Here is a 17,512-nt window from a genome sequence, read left to right as displayed (position 1 = left end):
ACGGACGGCTCCCTTGTTTGAGATCTCAACGAACTCATTCTGGCACATCCGATGCCGTCGGGCGCCGTCCACCCCATCATGCCGTTACTGTGGCTGGAGAGTGCAGCGATTCCGTGCGTCGAACCTGCACTCCCAACAAAGGGCGGTCAGCTCCCTTCCCGTGCCGAGATCGCCTTGTGCAGATGCACCATCATGGCGGCGGCGAACAGCGGCGTCAGAAGGTTGAGCAGCGGCACGGCGAGGAAAGCGGCGACCACCAGCCCGGCCAGGAACACGGCGATGGAGTGCTTTCTGCGCAACGCCTTGGCCTCGGCCTCCGGGCGAAAGGGCATGGCGGCGAACTCGAAGAATTCGCGCCCGAGCAGATAGCCGTTGACGACGAAGAAGGCGGCAATGTTGATGCCCGGCACCAGGAGCAGCAGCAGGGCGACGATATTGCCGAGGATGACGACGCCGAAGAACCGGATCGCCAGCACCAGCGAGCGCAACGCCGGCACGGCGCGGCCGGGCGGGTCGTTTGGATAATCCGTGCGCTCGACCACTTCGGCGACGTCGTCGAGGAACAGGCCGGCGATGATCGCCGTCACCGGCGCGATGAGCAGCGCCAAGCCCAGCGCAAGGCCGATGCCGGCGACGACGGCGCCCAGCCATCCGGCCCAGGAGGGTAGGGCGGGCAGCCATCCATCGATCCACGGCCAGGCCAGCCATTCGAACAGGCTCTTGATCCCGAACCAAAGCGCCGCCAGCGCCAGCAAGGTCAGCGCCAGCGTCTTCAGGAACACGGAACGGAATTCGGGCGAGAACAGCCGGCTCAAGGCGGCGCGGGCGGCGTCGAGGATCACGGCGTTTCCAATTCCATGTCAAACGAGGCCCATGGGCGATATTTCGGGATAGGCGGAGACAGGTCGCGAGACAAGCGCAAACCGCGCGATACGAAGCATCTGCGTTCTGCCCGGATTTATAACTCGCGGCCTAGGCAAAGCCGCATCAAACCGCTAGACCCGCCCGCGCCCGGCGTGGCAGAAAGCCGGTGGGTTTTTGGCGGAGACATGAATTGATGCCGGACTATGACGTGCTTTGTATCGGGAATGCCATCGTCGACATCATCGCCCAGTGCGACGAGGCGTTCCTGGAGACGAACGGCATCATCAAGGGCGCGATGAATTTGATCGACACGAGGCGCGCCGAACTGCTCTACAGCCGCATGGGCCCGGCCATCGAAGCCTCGGGCGGCAGCGCCGGCAACACGGCGGCGGGCGTCGCCTCCTTCGGCGGCCGCGCCGCTTTCTTCGGCAAGGTCTCCAACGACGCGCTCGGCGAAATCTACGCGCATGACATCCATGCCCAGGGCGTCGCCTTCGACACCAGGCCGCTTAACGGCGAACCTCCGACAGCGCGCTCGATGATCTTCGTCACGCCCGACGGCGAGCGCTCGATGAACACCTATCTCGGCGCTTGCGTCGAGCTCGGCCCGGAGGACGTCGAGGCCGACAAGGCGTCGGGCGCCGCCGTCACTTATTTCGAGGGCTATCTGTGGGACCCGCCGCGCGCCAAGGAGGCGATCCGGCAGACGGCGAAGCTCGCCCATGCCGCCGGGCGCGAAGTGTCGATGACATTGTCGGACTCGTTCTGCGTCGACCGCTACCGCGACGAGTTCCTCGATCTCATGCGCTCCGGCACCGTCGACATCGTCTTTGCCAACAGCCACGAGATCAAGTCGCTCTACCAGACCGCGTCGTTCGACGAGGCGCTGGCCCAGATCCGCAAGGATTGCAAGATCGCCGCCGTCACCCGCTCGGAAAAGGGCTCGGTGATCGTGCGCGGCGACGAGACCGTGACCATCAATGCGACCAGGATCCGCGAGCTGGTCGACACCACCGGCGCCGGCGACCTCTACGCCGCCGGCTTCCTCTACGGCTACACGCAAGGCCGCAGCCTGAAGCAGTGCGGCGATCTCGGCTCGCTAGCGGCCGGGCTGGTCATCCAGCAGATCGGCCCAAGGCCACGCCAGAATTTGCGCAGAGAGGCCGAGCAGGCGGGGCTGCTGTAGCGGCACCTCTTCCTTCTCCCCCTGTGGGAGAAGGTGGATCGGCGCGCAGCGCCGAGACGGTTGAGGGGTGCTGGACGGAGTGCTGCCGGTGCCAAGCTGGAACACCCCTCATCCGACCGAGCTTCGCTCGGCCACCTTCTCCCCCAGGGGGAGAAGGGAGAGGCGCTGCTGCTGCCCCCGCTCGTCAAGCTCCCGCGCTATACGCCGCAATCGCTGCCATGTTGACGATGTCCGAATCCTTGGCATTGAGCGAGACGATCTGAACCGGCTTGTTCAGGCCGACCAGCAGCGGGCCGATGACGGTCGAGCCGCCGAGCTCCTGCAGCATCTTGGTCGAGATCGAGGCCGAGTGGAAGGCCGGCATGATCAGCACATTGGCCGGGCCGGTCAGCCTGATGAACGGGTACTGCGCCATGGCGCGGGCGTTGAGCGCCACGTCGGCGGCCATCTCGCCGTCATACTCGAAATCGACGCGGCGCTTGTCGAGGATGCGCACCGCTTCCTGGACGCGCTCGGAGCGCTCGCCCTGCGGATGGCCGAAGGTTGAATAGGCGAGCATGGCGAGCCTCGGCTCGTAGCCCATGCGGCGGGCGAAACCGGCGGCCTCCTCGGCGATGTCGGCGATCTCGACGGCATCCGGCATGTCATGCACCGCGGTGTCGGCAACGAGGACGGTGCGACCGCGCGCCAGCACGATCGACACGCCGATGACGCAATGGCCAGGCCTTGCGTCAATGACGCGGCGGATGTCGTCGAGCGCCGTCGAATAGTTACGGGTAACGCCGGTGACAATGCCGTCGGCATCGCCCAGCGCCACCATGCAGGCGGCGAAATGGTTGCGGTCGTTGTTGATCAGCCGCTGGCAGTCGCGGAACAGAAAGCCTTTGCGCTGCATGCGCTCGTAGAGATAGTCGGTGTAGACCGAGTTGCGCCGCGACAGCCGCGCATTGATGATCTCGATGCCTTGCTTGCCGAGATCGATGCCGGCGTTCCTGGCGTTTTCCTTGATGATGTCGTCGCGGCCGAGCAGGATGGCGGTGCCGAGCCGCTGGTTCACATAGGAGACGGCGGCGCGCATCACCTGCTCCTCCTCGCCCTCGGCAAAGACGATGCGCTTGGGCTGGCGGCGCACCCGGTCGTAGATGCGCTGCAGCGTCGAGGCGATCGGGTCGCGGCGCGCGGAAAGCTCCTGCGCGTAGCGGTCGAGATCGAGGATCGGCTTGCGCGCGACGCCGGAGTCCATCGCCGCTTTGGCCACCGCAATCGGGATGGCCGAGATCAGGCGCGGATCGAACGGCACCGGGATGATGTAGTTGGGGCCGAATTTCGGCCGCATGCCCTGATAGGCGGCGGCGACGTCGTCGGGCACGTCCTGGCGCGCCAGTTCGGCGAGCGCTTTGGCCGCGGCGATCTTCATGTCGTCGTTGATGGTGGTCGCCCGCACATCGAGCGCGCCGCGGAAGATGTAGGGGAAGCCAAGCACGTTGTTGACCTGGTTGGGATAGTCGGACCGTCCCGTCGCCATGATGGCGTCGGTGCGGATCTCGGCGACCTCCTCAGGCGTGATCTCGGGGTCGGGATTGGCCATGGCGAAGATGATCGGGTTCTTGGCCATCGACTGCACCATTTTGGTGGTCAGCGTGCCTTTGGCCGAGAGGCCGAGGAACACGTCGGCGCCGTCCAGCGCCTCGGCCAGCGAGCGCGCGCCGGTTTTCACGGCATGCGCCGATTTCCACTGGTTCATGCCTTCGGTGCGGCCCTGGAAGACGACGCCCTTGGTGTCGCAGAGGATGATATTTTCGGGCGCAAAGCCCATCGCCTTCATCAATTCGATGCAGGCGATGCCGGCAGCGCCGGCGCCGTTGCAGACCATTTTCGTGGTCTTCATGTCGCGGCCGGTGATTTCCAGCGCGTTGATCAGGCCGGCAGCCGAGATGATGGCGGTGCCGTGCTGGTCGTCATGGAAGACCGGGATATCCATCAGCTCGCGCAGCCGCTGCTCGATGATGAAGCATTCCGGTGCCTTGATATCCTCGAGGTTGATGCCGCCGAAGGAGGGTCCAAGGAAACGCACGCAGTTGATGAATTCGTCGGCATCCTCGGTGTCGACCTCGAGATCGATGGAATCGACATCGGCGAAGCGCTTGAACAGCACCGCCTTGCCTTCCATCACCGGCTTCGAAGCAAGCGCGCCGAGATTGCCGAGGCCGAGGATGGCGGTGCCGTTGGAGATGACCGCGACCATGTTGCCGCGAACCGTATAGTCGAAGGCGCGGCTCGGGTCCTCGGCGATGGCGAGAACCGGCACGGCGACGCCCGGCGAATAGGCAAGGCTGAGATCGCGCTGCGTCGCCATTGGTTTTGTGGCGACGATCTCCAGCTTGCCGGGGCGGCCCATGGCATGGAATTCCAATGCCTCCTGGGCGCTGACGGAGGGCCCGTTGCTTTCGGTTTTCTTGGCCATGGTACTTTTGGTTTCCTCGCCCGTACGGCACCGCTTGAGATGGGTGCGCATGCTTTCTTTTGTGGAAGGTTCGGGATTAAGGCTACACTTCGCCGCTGTAAACCGCCAAGCATGGCTTGCAAAATTTTGGAAGCAGCTTCTTGAACGACGAGACGCCCATTCGAAGCGACAACGCCACGCCGGCCTTCGCGCCGGCGACGCCGATGATGGAGCAGTATATCGAGATCAAGGCGGCGAACCCGGATTCGCTGCTGTTCTACCGCATGGGCGATTTCTACGAGCTGTTCTTCGACGATGCCGAGAAGGCAAGCCGGGCGCTCGGCATCGTGCTGACCAAGCGCGGCAAGCATCAGGGGCTCGACATCCCGATGTGCGGCGTGCCGGTGCATGCCGCCGACGATTATCTGCAGAAGCTGATCGGCCAGGGGTTCCGCGTCGCCGTCTGCGAGCAGATCGAGGATCCGGCCGAGGCGAAGAAGCGCGGCGGCAAATCGGTGGTGCGCCGTGACGTGGTGCGGCTGGTGACACCCGGCACCATCACCGAAGACAAATTGCTGGCGCCGTCGGAATCGAGTTTCCTGATGGCGCTGGGACGGGTCAAGGGCGGGGCAGAGCACGCTTTTGCCTTAGCCTGGATCGAGATCTCGACCGGTGTCTTCCGCGTCGCCGAGACAACCGCCGACCGGCTGCTCGCCGATGTCTTCCGCGTCGATCCGCGCGAGCTGATCGTCGCCGAACCGGTGTTTTACGACCCGGAGCTGAAACCGGTCTTCGACGTGCTCGGCCGCGTCGCCAGCCCGCAGCCGCCGTCGCTGTTCGATTCGGCTTCGGCCGCCGGCCGCATCGCCCGCTTCTTCGAGGTGGCAACGCCGGATAGTTTCGGCACATTTTCGCGCGCCGAACTGTCGGCGATCTCAGGTGTCATCGCCTATGTCGAAAAGACGCAGAAGGCCGAGCGGCCGCCGCTGTCGCGGCCGCAGCGCGAGGAGCAGGGTTCGACGCTGTTCATCGACCCGGCGACGCGCGCCAATCTGGAGCTGCTGCGCACGCTGTCCGGCAGCCGCGACGGGTCGCTGTTCAAGGCGATCGACCGCACGGTGACCGGCGGCGGTGCAAGGCTGCTCGCCGACCGGCTGATGGCGCCGCTGACCGATCCGGCGGCAATCGCTGCAAGGCTGGACTCGGTGTCGTTCTTCCGCTCCGAAACGCGCCTTTGCCAGGCGGTGCGGGCAAGCCTGAAGAGCGTTGCCGACATGCCGCGCGCGCTGTCCAGGCTGGCGCTCAACCGCGGCGGCCCGCGCGACCTCGGCGCGCTGCGCGCCGGTTTCGAAGCGGCCGGCGCCATCGCCGAACTGTTCGGCCAAACCGCCTTGCCGGGCGAACTGGCCGCGGCGTTGGGAGCTATCAAGGCGCTGCCCAATGAACTGGCGACGCATCTGGCGCAGGCGCTCAGCGACGAGCTGCCTTTGCTCAAGCGCGACGGCGGCTTTGTCCGTTCCGGCTACCATGCCGAACTCGACGAGATGCGGGCGCTGCGCGACGAGTCACGAAAGGTGATCGCCGGGCTGGAGCGCTCGCTGATCGACGAGACCGGCATCCGCTCGCTGAAGATCAGGCACAACAATGTGCTCGGCTACTATATCGAGGTCACCGCCAATCATCATGCGCTGATGACCGGCAGCGACGGCGCCAAGGCGCGCTTCATCCATCGCCAGACCATGGCCAACGCCATGCGCTTCACCACCACGGAGCTCGCCGAGCTGGAATCGAAGATCGCCAATGCCGCCGACCGGGCGCTGGCGATCGAGCTTGCCGCTTTCGAGGCGCTGACGGCGGAAGTCGTCGGCCAGGCCGACACGATCCGCGCCGGCGCCGAAGCGCTCGCCGTGCTCGACGTTTCGGCCGCACTTGCCTTGCTTTCCGAGAGCGAGGCCTGGTGCCGGCCGCTGGTCGATGCGAGCCTTGCCTTCGAGATTTCGGGTGGACGACATCCGGTGGTCGAACAGGCGCTGCGGCGTTCCGGCGAAGGCCCGTTCGTCGCCAATGATTGCGATCTGTCGCCGCAAGGCGATGCCAAGGCCGGCGCGATCTGGCTGCTGACCGGCCCCAATATGGGCGGCAAATCGACCTTCCTCAGGCAAAACGCGCTGATCGCCATCCTCGCCCAGACCGGCTCCTTCGTGCCGGCGGCATCAGCCCATATCGGCGTCGTCGACCGGCTGTTTTCGCGGGTCGGCGCCTCCGACGATCTGGCGCGCGGCCGCTCCACCTTCATGGTCGAGATGGTCGAGACGGCGGCGATCCTCAACCAGGCAGGCGAACGCGCACTGGTCATCCTCGACGAGATCGGCCGCGGCACCGCCACTTTCGACGGCCTGTCGATCGCCTGGGCGGCGGTCGAATATTTGCACGAGAAAAACCGCTGCCGGGCGATCTTCGCCACGCATTTCCACGAAATGACGGCGCTGGCCGGAAAACTGCCGCGGCTCTCAAACGTCACCATGCGGGTCAAGGAATGGGAGGGCGACGTGGTCTTCCTGCACGAGGTCGGCAAGGGTGCGGCCGACCGTTCCTACGGCGTCCAGGTAGCGCGGCTGGCCGGCCTGCCGGAAGCGGTCGTCGGCCGGGCCAAGGAAGTGCTGCACCAGCTTGAAGCCGGCGAGGTCTCGGGCAAGGCCAACCGTCTGGTCGACGACCTGCCGCTGTTTTCCGTGGCGGCGAAGCGGGAAGCGTCGAAGCCGGCGAAGAGTGACGGGCTGGGCGCGGCGCTAGCGGAGATCAATCCCGACGAGATGACTCCAAGGGAGGCGCTGGAAGCGCTGTACCGGCTGAAGGGGCTGGCTGGGAAGTAGCCGTCGCTGGCTGAGCCCGCCGTCTGTCGGCATTCCTTCGCGCCCCCTCTGTCCTGCCGGACATCTCCCCCACTTGGGGGGAGATTGGCAGCTTCGCTGGCAGCGTCTTTTCTTCGTTTGAAGTTGGCGAAAGCCGATGCGACGTCCAATCTCCCCACTCGTGGGGGAGATGTCCGGCAGGACAGAGGGGGGCGCGAAGGATCGCAACCTTGTACTGCGCGAACCCTCAAATCATCGCCAGGCCCGACTTCCGCCTCGGCGGTGGGAAGGCGCGGTCAATTTCGGCGAAATCTTCGCTCGTGAGCTCGATCTCCAACGCCGCGACATTCTGCCGGATATGCTCCGGGCGGCTGGCCTTCGGAATGGCAATCACCCCCTCCTGCGCCATCACCCATGCAAGTGCGATCTGCGCCGGTGTCGCACTGTGGCGGGCGGCGATGGCATCTAACCTGGCGTTGCGCGCCAATACCCCCTGATCGACCGGCGAATAGGCCATCAGCGGCATGCCGCGTTGCCGGCTCCACGGGGCGAGGTCGAACTCGACGCCGCGCTGCGACAGATTGTAGAGCACCTGGTTGGTCTGGACGTTGCCGCCGGCCGGCAACCGGACCAGCTCCTCCATCTCGCCGGTATCGAAATTGCTGACGCCCCAGTGGCGGATCTTGCCGGCTGCCTTCAACGCTTCGAACGCCTCTACCGTTTCCGTCAAAGGCACGCTGCCCGGCCAATGCAGCAGATAAAGATCGATTCGGTCGGTGGCGAGATGCCTCAGGCTGTTCTCGCAGGCCCGTTTCACGCCGGCGCGCGAGGCATTGGACGGCAGCACCTTGGAGACCAGGAAAACCTCGTCGCGGCGACCGGCGATGGCCTCCGCCACCACCTCCTCGGCACCGCCGCTGGCATACATTTCGGCGGTGTCGATGAGCGTCATGCCGAGATCCAGCCCGAGCTTCAGGGCATTGGCCTCGTCGCCACGGCGGCGAGCGTCTTCGCCCATCTTCCAGGTGCCCTGGCCGAGCACCGGCACGGCTTCGCCGCAGGGCAGGGAGGTCGTTCTTATCGTCGATGGCATGGCATGCTCCAGTCCGAGGCCCGGATAGCACCATAGCCGCCAAGGGAAATCCAGGCGAAGCAGAAATCCAGGTGAAGCCTCTCGCCCGGATTCCCCGACAGCGTGACGCCTACTTCACCGGATGGGCAGCGAGCCAGTCCTGCATCTGCTTGATCTCGGCTTGCTGCGCGGCGATCACTGCTTCCGCCAGCTTGCGGATTTCCGGGTCCTTGCCATTGGCGAGCTCGACCTTGGCCATGTCGATGGCAGCCTGGTGATGCGGGATCATGCCGCGGGCGAAATCGACATCGGCATTGCCGGAATATTCGATTGCCATCATGTCGGTATGCATCTTGTCCATCGCCGCCTTGTAGCCCTCGGTCGAGGGGCTCTGCGCGCCCATTGCGCCCATGTCGTGCTTCATCTCCTCGGCTTGTGCCGGAACACTTTCGAGGAAAACGGCAAGCAGCATTCCCGCCGCCATCATCAGCAGCACGATCTTCTTGGCCAAGGTCATTCATCGTCTCCTTTTTTGAACAGGGTCTATCTGGAATGTTTACTCAGAGTTTCAACGTCCTGAGCCGCAATGCGTTGGCGATCACCGAAACCGAAGACAGGCTCATCGCCGCCGCCGCGATCATCGGCGACAGCAGCGTGCCGGTGAGCGGATAAAGCACGCCGGCAGCAACCGGCACGCCGAGCACATTGTAGAGGAAAGCAAAAAACAGGTTCTGGCGGATGTTGCGGATCGTCGCGCGGGCCAGCGTCCTCGCCCTGACGATGCCGTTGAGATCGCCCTTGACCAGCGTAATTCCCGCACTTTCGACCGCAACATCGGCGCCTGTGCCCATGGCGATGCCGACATCGGCGGCGGCCAGTGCGGGCGCATCGTTTACCCCGTCGCCGGCCATGGCAACGCCGGCACCGCCGGCGCGCAATTCCTCGACCAGCGCGTTCTTCTGTTCGGGCAAGAGCCCGGCACGCACCGCGTCGATGCCGAGCTTGGCGGCGATGGCCTTGGCGGTGCGCTCGTTGTCGCCGGTCGCCATGACGATCTTCAGCCCGCTGTCATGCAGCGCCTTGATCGCCTCGGCGGTGGTCGCCTTGATCGGGTCGGCAACGGCGACGAGGCCGGCGAGCCGGTTGCCGACAGCAACGAACATCGCGGTCTTGCCGTCGGCCTGCAGCGCCTCGGCGCTGGCCAGGACCGCCGCCGTGTCGATGCCGAGATCGGCCATCATCGCGGCATTGCCGAGCGCCACCTTCTGCCCCGAAACCGTGCCGGAAACACCCTTGCCGGTGACGGCCTCGAAACCGCCGGCGTCCGGGATATTCACCCCGCGTTCGCGGGCGCCGTCGACGATCGCCTCGGCCAGCGAATGCTCCGAGCCTTTTTCCAGCCCGGCGGCGAGCGCCAGCAGCTCGTCCTGCGGCATACCCTCGACGCCGACGACGTCGGTCAGTCGCGGCCGGCCTTCGGTCAGCGTTCCCGTCTTGTCGACGATCAGCGTATCGACCGAGGCAAAGCGCTCGAGCGCCGCCGCTTCCTTGATCAGCACGCCGGCATGCGCGCCGCGCCCGGTGGCGGTCATGATCGACATTGGCGTGGCAAGGCCGAGCGCACAGGGGCAGGCGATGATCAGCACCGAGACCGCCGAGACTATGGCAAAGACCAGGCTGGGTTCCGGTCCGACGATCGCCCAGGCGACAAACGCTATGATCGCGACCAGCACGACGGCCGGGACGAAGTAGAACGAGACGCGGTCGGCCAATCCCTGGATTGGCGCGCGTGAACGCTGCGCCTTGGCGACCAGCTCGACGATGCGCGCCAGCGTCGTCTCGGCGCCGATCTTTTCGGCGCGCATGATCAGCGAACCATTCTTGTTGAGCGTGCCGCCGGTGAGGTTGTCGCCTTCGGTCTTCTCGACCGGCAGCGGCTCGCCTGTGATCATCGATTCATCGATGGAAGAGCGTCCTTCGAGCACAGTGCCGTCGACCGGCACGGCGTCGCCTGGGCGGATGCGCAAGCGGTCGCCGGCCTTGACCGTATCGAGCGGCACGTCGTTTTCGGAACCGTCCGCGCCGATCAGCCGCGCCGTCTTCGGCGCCAGGTCGAGCAGCGCGCGGATCGCCGAGCCGGTTTTCTCGCGGGCGCGCAATTCCAGCACCTGGCCAAGGAACACCAGCGCGACGATCACCGCCGCCGCCTCGAAATAGACCGGCACGGTGCCGTCATGGCCGCGGAACTGGTGCGGAAAGAGGCCTGGAAACAGCGTGGCGACGACGCTGTAGAGATAGGCGGCACCGACGCCGAGCGAAATCAGCGTCCACATATTGGGGCTGCGGTTGAGGACCGAGTCCCAGCCGCGGTGGAAGAACGGGAATGCCGCCCACAGCACCACCGGGCTGGCCAGCGCCAGCTCCAGCCAGACCTTCGCCCGCTCGTCGATAATGGCCTGAAACGTCAGGCCGAGCATCGGCGCCATGGCGATGACCAGCAACGGCACGGACAGCACCGCGCTCACCCAAAAGCGCCTGGTGAAGTCGACCAGTTCCGGGTTAGGCCCCTCGTCGCCGGTCGGCACGCCCATCGGCTCCAGCGCCATGCCGCAGATCGGGCAGGAGCCGGGCTTGTCGCGGATGATTTCCGGATGCATCGGGCAGGTGTATTGCGTGCCCTTGGGCATCGGCTGCGGCGCCGGCCTGTCGCCGAGATATTTTGCCGGCTCGGCTTCGAACTTCGCCTGGCAAGCGGCCGAGCAGAAATAGAAGCCCCGGCCCTCGTGCCGCAAAAAGTGCTTGGCCGTGGCGCGATCGACGCTCATGCCGCAGACGGGATCGGTTGCGGTCAGGTATTTTTCCGGCTCGGCGACGAATTTCGCGCGGCAGCTCTCGCTGCAGAAATGATAGCGATGGCCGTCATGCTCGGCCGTCGGCTTGCCGGCAGCCGGATCGACGGTCATGCCGCAGACCGGATCGCGGATGACGGCGTCGGCAGCAGAGGAGGCGCCTTTTGCCGAGCAGCAGCTGCCATGGGCGTGATGATGGTGATCGGAATGCGTCATGCCGAAAGCCCCTGTATTTCGATGTTGCGGCGGAGGTAGTGCTTCCAGTAACTGGAAGGTCAAGGGCTGATTTCGATTTTTCGTGGCCAGGCCCAAACTGCACCGGCCGCGGGCATGAGACGATCGTCCCGTTCCACGGCTGCGGAGAACGCGTCCGTCCGCCCCATACCCAGCGCCGCGAAAACGCGCTATAGACGCCGCCGAAACGGCGAGGCCGAACGGCATCTATGGCAAGAATATCCCTGAAGCTCGAGGAACTGATCGACGGCGAAGCCTTGCGCCGCGAGATGACCGAACTGACCGCGGCCACGGCAGGCGACGGCTCCGGCAAGGCGGCGCGCAGCGGCGTTCTCAAGCTTCTCAAAAGCCGACTCGCCGACGGCCGCACGGTCGCCGAACGCATGCTGATGGACGATGGCAGCGGCACCGCCTGCGCCGCCCGGCTGTCGCATCTGATGGATGAGATCATCCGCGCGCTCTACGACTTCGCCGCCACCCATGTCTATCGCGTCAAAAACCCGTCATCGGCCGAGCGCATGGCGGTCGTCGCCGTCGGCGGCTATGGCCGCGGCACGCTGGCGCCCGGGTCCGACATCGACCTGCTGTTCCTGCTGCCGTACAAGCAGACGCCCTGGGGCGAGCAGATCGTCGAATACATGCTCTATATGCTGTGGGACCTCGGGCTGAAGGTCGGCCACGCCACCCGCAACATCGACGAGTGCCTCAGGCTGTCGCGCACCGACATCACCATCCGCACCTCGATCCTGGAGGCGCGCTTCCTGTGGGGCGAGCAAAAGCTCTATGACGAGCTTTTGCAGCGCTTCGACCACGAGGTGGTGCGCACCACCGGCCCCGAATATGTCCAGGCCAAGCTCGCCGAACGCGACGAGCGCCACGCCAAGGCCGGCGAGAGCCGTTACCTGGTCGAACCTAACGTCAAGGACGGCAAGGGCGGCCTGCGCGACCTGCAGACGCTGTTCTGGATCGCCAAATATTTCTACCGCGTGCGCACCGGCGAGGAACTGGTCGACAAGGGCGTCTTCACCGACGCCGAATACAGGGAATTCCAGAAGGCCGAGGATTTTCTATGGGCGGTGCGCTGCCACATGCATTTCCTCACCGGCAAGGCCGAGGAGCGGCTGCATTTCGATATCCAGCGCGATATTGCCGAGCGGCTGGGCTACACCACCCATCCCGGCCTGTCGGCGGTCGAGCGATTCATGAAGCACTACTTCCTCGTCGCCAAGGATGTCGGCGACCTGACCCGCATTTTCTGCGCCGCGCTGGAAGAAGAGCAGGCCAAGCATGTGCCGGGCTTCAACCGCATCTTTCTCACCTTTTCGCGGCGCAAGCGCAAGCTCGCCGGCACGGCCGATTTCATCGTCGACAACCACCGCATCAACATTGCCGACGACGAGGTGTTCGAGCGCGATCCGGTTAACCTGCTCAGGCTGTTCTGGTTTGCCGATAAGCATGGCCTGGAATTCCACCCCGATGCGCTGAAGCTTTTGACCCGCTCTCTCGGCCTCGTCGGCAAGGCGCTCAGGCGCGACGAGGAGGCCAATCGGCTGTTCCTCGATGTGTTGACCTCGGACCGCAACGCCGAGCTCAATCTGCGGCGCATGAACGAGGCCGGACTGCTTGCCAAGCTGATCCCGGACTTCGGCAAGATCGTCGCCATGATGCAGTTCTCGATGTACCACCACTACACCGTGGACGAGCATTTGATCCGCTGCATCGGCGTGCTGGCCGAGATCGAGCGCGGCGACGGCGAAAAGGTCCATCCACTCGCCCACTCGCTGATGCCGGGGCTGAAGAAGAGCCGCGAGGCGCTCTATGTCGCCGTGCTGCTGCACGACATCGCCAAGGGCAGGCCGGAGGACCATTCGCAAGCCGGCGCCAGGATCGCCCGGCGCATCTGCCCGCATATGGGGCTGTCGCCGGCCGACACCGAAACGGTTGCCTGGCTGGTCGAGAACCACCTCGTCATGTCGATGACGGCGCAGACCCGCGATCTCAACGACCGCAAGACGATCGAGGATTTTGCCGCCATCGTGCAGTCGGTCGAACGGCTGAAGATGCTGCTTGTGCTTACCGTCTGCGATATCCGCGGCGTCGGGCCTGGGGTCTGGAACGGCTGGAAGGGCCAGTTGCTGCGTACGCTCTACTACGAGACCGAGCTTTTGTTGACCGGCGGGTTTTCGGAGGTGTCGCGCGCCAAACGGACGGCGGCGGCGCGCGAACAACTGGCCGAGGCGCTTGCCGACTGGCCGGAAAAGGCCCGCAAGCGTTATGTCGGCCAGCACTACGAGAACTATCTGCTGGCGGTCGATCTTCCCGACCAGCTCCGCCATGCCGAATTCATCCGCGAGGCCGATCACGCCGGCAAGAAGCTCGCCACCATGGTGAAAACCCACCAGTTCGAGGCGGTGACCGAGATCACGGTGCTGGCGCAGGACCATCCGCGCCTGCTCTCGGTGATTGCCGGCGCCTGTGCCGCGGCCGGCGGCAACATCGTCGACGCGCAGATCTTCACCACCTCGGACGGCCGCGCGCTCGACACCATCCTGATCTCGAGGGAGTTCGACCGCGACGAGGACGAGCGCCGCCGTGCCGAGCGCGTCGGCCGGCTGATCGAGGACGTGCTGTCGGGCAAGAGCTGGCTGCCCGAAATGATCGAGAAGCGGACCAAGCCGCGGCGCGGCGCCAAGGTTTTCCGTATTCCGCCACGCGCCGAGATCCGCAACACCCTGTCGAACCGTTTCTCGGTGATCGAGGTCGAGGGGCTGGACAGGCCGGGCCTTCTGTCGGAGATCACCGGCATGTTGTCGGACCTGTCGCTCGACATCGCCTCGGCCCACATCACCACCTTCGGCGAAAAAGTCATCGACACGTTCTACGTCACCGATCTCACCGGCCAGAAGATCGACAGCCCGTCGCGTACGGTGACCATCCGGAACAGGCTGATCGCGGTGCTCGAGGGCACGGCGTCCGAGCGCGGCAAGACCAAAACGGCCGCCGAGTGACTGTTACCTTCCATTTGCCCCAATCGCACAGGCAGTCTTCAAGCGCATGAGCCTTGTCAAGAAATTCGCCACGGTCGCTTCCGGCACGCTGATGAGCCGCGCACTCGGTTTCGGCCGCGAGATGCTGATGGCTGCCGCACTCGGCACCGGGCCGATCGCCGACGCCTTCAACGCCGCCTTCCAGTTTCCCAACACCTTTCGCCGGCTGTTCGCCGAAGGCGCCTTCAATGCCGCCTTCGTACCGCTGTTCGCCAAGGAGATCGAGACACACGGCACCGACGGCGCCAAGCGCTTTTCCGAAGAGGTGTTCGGCGTCTTGTTCACGGCGCTTCTGGCGCTGACCATCGCCATGGAACTGGCGATGCCGCTGATCGTGCGCTATCTGGTGGCGCCGGGCTTTGCCGATACGCCGGGAAAATTCGAGACGACGGTGGCGCTGGCGACCGTCATGTTCCCCTATCTGATCTGCATGTCGCTCGGCGCCATGATGGCCGGCATGCTGAATTCGCTGCGCCGCTATTTCGCCGCTGCGGTGGCGCCGGTGTTCCTCAACGTCATTCTTATCGCCGTGCTTGCCTATGCCTGGTACAAGGGTTCGGACGCCCGCACCGTTGGTTTCGGCCTGGCCTGGGGCGTGCTGGCGGCCGGCCTGGTGCAGCTGGCGATCGTCTGGGCGGCGGTGCGCCATGCCGGCATTTCGATCGGCTTCCGGCGGCCGAAGATGACGCCGAACGTCAAGCGGCTGCTGATCCTGGCACTGCCGGCGGCGATCACCGGCGGCATCACCCAGATCAACCAGCTGATCGGCACGGCGATCGCGTCGGCGCAGGACAGCGCGGTGTCGTCGCTGGCCTATGCCGACCGCGTCTACCAGCTGCCGCTGGGCGTCGTCGGCGTCGCCGTCGCCATCGTGCTGTTGCCGGAACTGTCGCGGGCGCTGAAATCAGGCAATCTGGTCGAGGCCGCCAATCTGCAGAACCGCTCGGTCGAGTTTACCCTTTTCATGACCTTGCCGGCGGCGGCCGCGCTGCTGGTCATGTCCGAGCCGATCGTGCGGCTGGTCTATGAGCGCGGCGCCTTTGCCGCCAACAATTCGACGCCGACGGTCGCGGCAATCCTGGCGATCTTCGGCCTCGGCCTGCCGGCCTTCGTGCTGATCAAGGCGTTCACCCCAGGCTATTTCGCCCGCGAGGACACGCGCACGCCAATGATTTTTGCCGCCATCTCGGTGGCGGTTAACATTACGACGGCGCTGACGCTGTTTCCGACCATGGGCGCGCCCGGCATTGCCGTTGCCTCCGCTGTCGCCGGCTGGGTCAATGCGGCGATGCTGCTCGCCGTGCTGATCCGGCGCGGCCATTGGGGCCGCGACGTGCCGCTCATGAAACGCATCCCGCGGCTGGTGCTGTCGGCGGCAGTGATGGCCGCGGCGCTCTATTTTGCCGAACACTGGTTCGCCGCAAGTCTCGGCTCCGGCTCGCTGCTGGTGATCAAGGCGGTAACCCTGCTTGCGCTCGTCGCCGGCGGGGCGCTGCTTTACTTCGTCACCGCCTTCGCCACCGGCGGCGCCGATTTCGGCATGATCCGCCGCAATATCGGGCGCAAGGGCTCCCAGCCGGTCAAGGAGCAATCTCCGGATCCGTGAGGGGGAAAATTCATCAGCGCCAATTTTGTTCTTGCTTTGTGCCGGCAGCTATGCTATTAATCTCGGTATGGTGCTAATTGGCTCCAACGACCCGCCCACCGAGGCGGGTTTTTGTTTCTGGTCGGCGCCATCCCTCAAACAGCCTTCTGTTCGGCCGACGTCAAAGCCTGCGCGCCCTGGCCCACGCCCCTCTTGATCGTCTCCTCGCTCTCGTCCATAAGCGCGCCGTCGCAAGACTTTCGCCGCGCGCGAAACGGCCCTCCACAAGCCAGGGAAACACCATGACCGATCAGCCCCCCTTCAAACCGCTCGTTTTTTCCGGCGTCCAGCCAACCGGCAATCTGCATCTCGGCAATTATCTCGGCGCCATCAAGAAATTCGTCGCCCTGCAGGACACCTCCGACTGTATCTATTGCGTCGTCGATCTGCATTCGCTGACCGCACAGCTCGTCCATGAGGATCTGCAGGACCAGACGCGGTCGATCACCGCGGCGTTTCTCGCCTCCGGCATCGACCCGACCAAGCACATCGTCTTCAACCAGTCGCGGGTGATGCAGCACGCCGAGCTTGCCTGGATCTTCAACTGCGTGGCGCGCATCGGTTGGATGAACCGCATGACGCAGTTCAAGGACAAGGCCGGCAAGGACCGCGAGAACGCCTCGCTCGGCCTGCTCGCCTATCCCTCCCTGATGGCCGCCGACATCCTCGTCTACCGCGCCACCCATGTGCCGGTCGGCGACGACCAGAAGCAGCATCTGGAGCTGACCCGCGACATTGCGCAGAAATTCAACAACGACTTTTCGGACCGCATCGCCGCGCTTGGCGTCGGCGTCGAGATGCAGGTCGGCGAAGAGACGGTGAACGGCTATTTCCCGCTGACCGAGCCGGTCATCGGCGGCCCGGCAGCGCGCATCATGTCGCTGCGCGACGGTTCGAAGAAGATGTCGAAATCCGATCCGTCGGACCTGTCGCGCATCAACCTGACCGACGATGCCGACGCCATCTCGAAGAAGATCCGCAAGGCCAAGACCGACCCGGAGGCTTTGCCCGGCGAACTGGACGGGCTTGCCGGCCGGCCGGAAGCGGAAAACCTCGTCGGCATCTATGCCGGCCTCGCCGAAATCTCGAAAGAGGCGGTGCTGAAGGAATATGGCGGCCAGCAGTTTTCGGTGTTCAAGCCGGCGCTGGCCGACCTTGCGGTGGAAAAGCTGGCGCCGATCGCCGAAGAGATGCGCCGCATCTCCGGCGACCGCGCCTATGTCGACGCGGTGCTGCGCGATGGCGGCGAGCGTGCCGGCACATTGGCCGAAGCGACCATGAAGACCGTGCGCGACATTATCGGCCTGCTGCAAGGCTAAT

At 65.0% G+C, this 17,512-nt stretch carries 10 protein-coding genes; 5 read left to right on the top strand and 5 right to left on the bottom strand.

The features are described 5' to 3' along the window. Positions 1-146: 146 nt before the first annotated feature. Positions 147-842 carry a sulfate transporter family protein gene (locus NKI24_RS24130; protein WP_352748960.1) on the bottom strand — a complete coding sequence of 232 codons (696 nt, stop codon included), beginning with the start codon at positions 840-842 and terminating at the stop codon, positions 147-149. Positions 843-1,057: 215 nt separating this feature from the next. Between NKI24_RS24130 and NKI24_RS24125 the strand changes: the two genes are divergently transcribed. Further along, complete coding sequence (locus NKI24_RS24125; protein ID WP_352448506.1) at positions 1,058-2,050, top strand: adenosine kinase; 993 nt, start codon at positions 1,058-1,060, stop codon at positions 2,048-2,050. A gap of 184 nt (positions 2,051-2,234) precedes the next feature. On the opposite strand, the gene NKI24_RS24120 is transcribed toward NKI24_RS24125, so the two are convergent. Then, the gene (locus NKI24_RS24120; RefSeq protein ID WP_352448507.1) at positions 2,235-4,514 is read right to left on the bottom strand and encodes an NADP-dependent malic enzyme; all 2,280 of its coding nucleotides are present in this window, start codon (positions 4,512-4,514) and stop codon (positions 2,235-2,237) included. 203 nt (positions 4,515-4,717) lie between these two features. On the opposite strand from NKI24_RS24120, the gene mutS reads away from it, so the two are divergent. Next, the gene (mutS, locus tag NKI24_RS24115; RefSeq protein ID WP_352748962.1) at positions 4,718-7,366 is read left to right on the top strand and encodes a DNA mismatch repair protein MutS; all 2,649 of its coding nucleotides are present in this window, start codon (positions 4,718-4,720) and stop codon (positions 7,364-7,366) included. A gap of 226 nt (positions 7,367-7,592) precedes the next feature. Here the strand turns inward: mutS and NKI24_RS24110 are convergent, their stop codons facing one another. From NKI24_RS24110 to NKI24_RS24100, 3 genes are all read right to left on the bottom strand, one after another. Next, positions 7,593-8,438: an aldo/keto reductase gene (locus tag NKI24_RS24110; RefSeq protein WP_352748956.1), complete on the bottom strand. Its 846-nt coding sequence runs from the start codon at positions 8,436-8,438 to the stop codon at positions 7,593-7,595. Between the two features lie 109 nt (positions 8,439-8,547). Beyond that, the gene (gene copM, locus NKI24_RS24105; RefSeq protein ID WP_023676379.1) at positions 8,548-8,934 is read right to left on the bottom strand and encodes a CopM family metallochaperone; all 387 of its coding nucleotides are present in this window, start codon (positions 8,932-8,934) and stop codon (positions 8,548-8,550) included. Between the two features lie 43 nt (positions 8,935-8,977). Then, on the bottom strand, positions 8,978-11,482 hold the full coding sequence (locus tag NKI24_RS24100; protein ID WP_352748953.1) for a heavy metal translocating P-type ATPase: 2,505 nt from the start codon (positions 11,480-11,482) through the stop codon (positions 8,978-8,980). 227 nt (positions 11,483-11,709) lie between these two features. On the opposite strand from NKI24_RS24100, the gene NKI24_RS24095 reads away from it, so the two are divergent. From NKI24_RS24095 to trpS, 3 genes are all read left to right on the top strand, one after another. Continuing rightward, a complete protein-coding gene (locus NKI24_RS24095) occupies positions 11,710-14,508 on the top strand; it encodes a [protein-PII] uridylyltransferase (protein ID WP_352748951.1) in 2,799 nt (932 codons plus the stop codon). 46 nt (positions 14,509-14,554) lie between these two features. Beyond that, complete coding sequence (gene murJ / locus NKI24_RS24090) at positions 14,555-16,153, top strand: murein biosynthesis integral membrane protein MurJ (RefSeq protein ID WP_352540447.1); 1,599 nt, start codon at positions 14,555-14,557, stop codon at positions 16,151-16,153. Positions 16,154-16,434: 281 nt separating this feature from the next. Further along, positions 16,435-17,511 carry a tryptophan--tRNA ligase gene (gene trpS / locus NKI24_RS24085; protein ID WP_352748948.1) on the top strand — a complete coding sequence of 359 codons (1,077 nt, stop codon included), beginning with the start codon at positions 16,435-16,437 and terminating at the stop codon, positions 17,509-17,511. Position 17,512: the final 1 nt, after the last annotated feature.

Origin of the sequence: Mesorhizobium sp. M0701 (genome assembly GCF_040320365.1) — a bacterium.
Lineage (GTDB): Bacteria > Pseudomonadota > Alphaproteobacteria > Rhizobiales > Rhizobiaceae > Mesorhizobium.
This window is presented reverse-complemented; position numbering and strand designations above follow the sequence as displayed.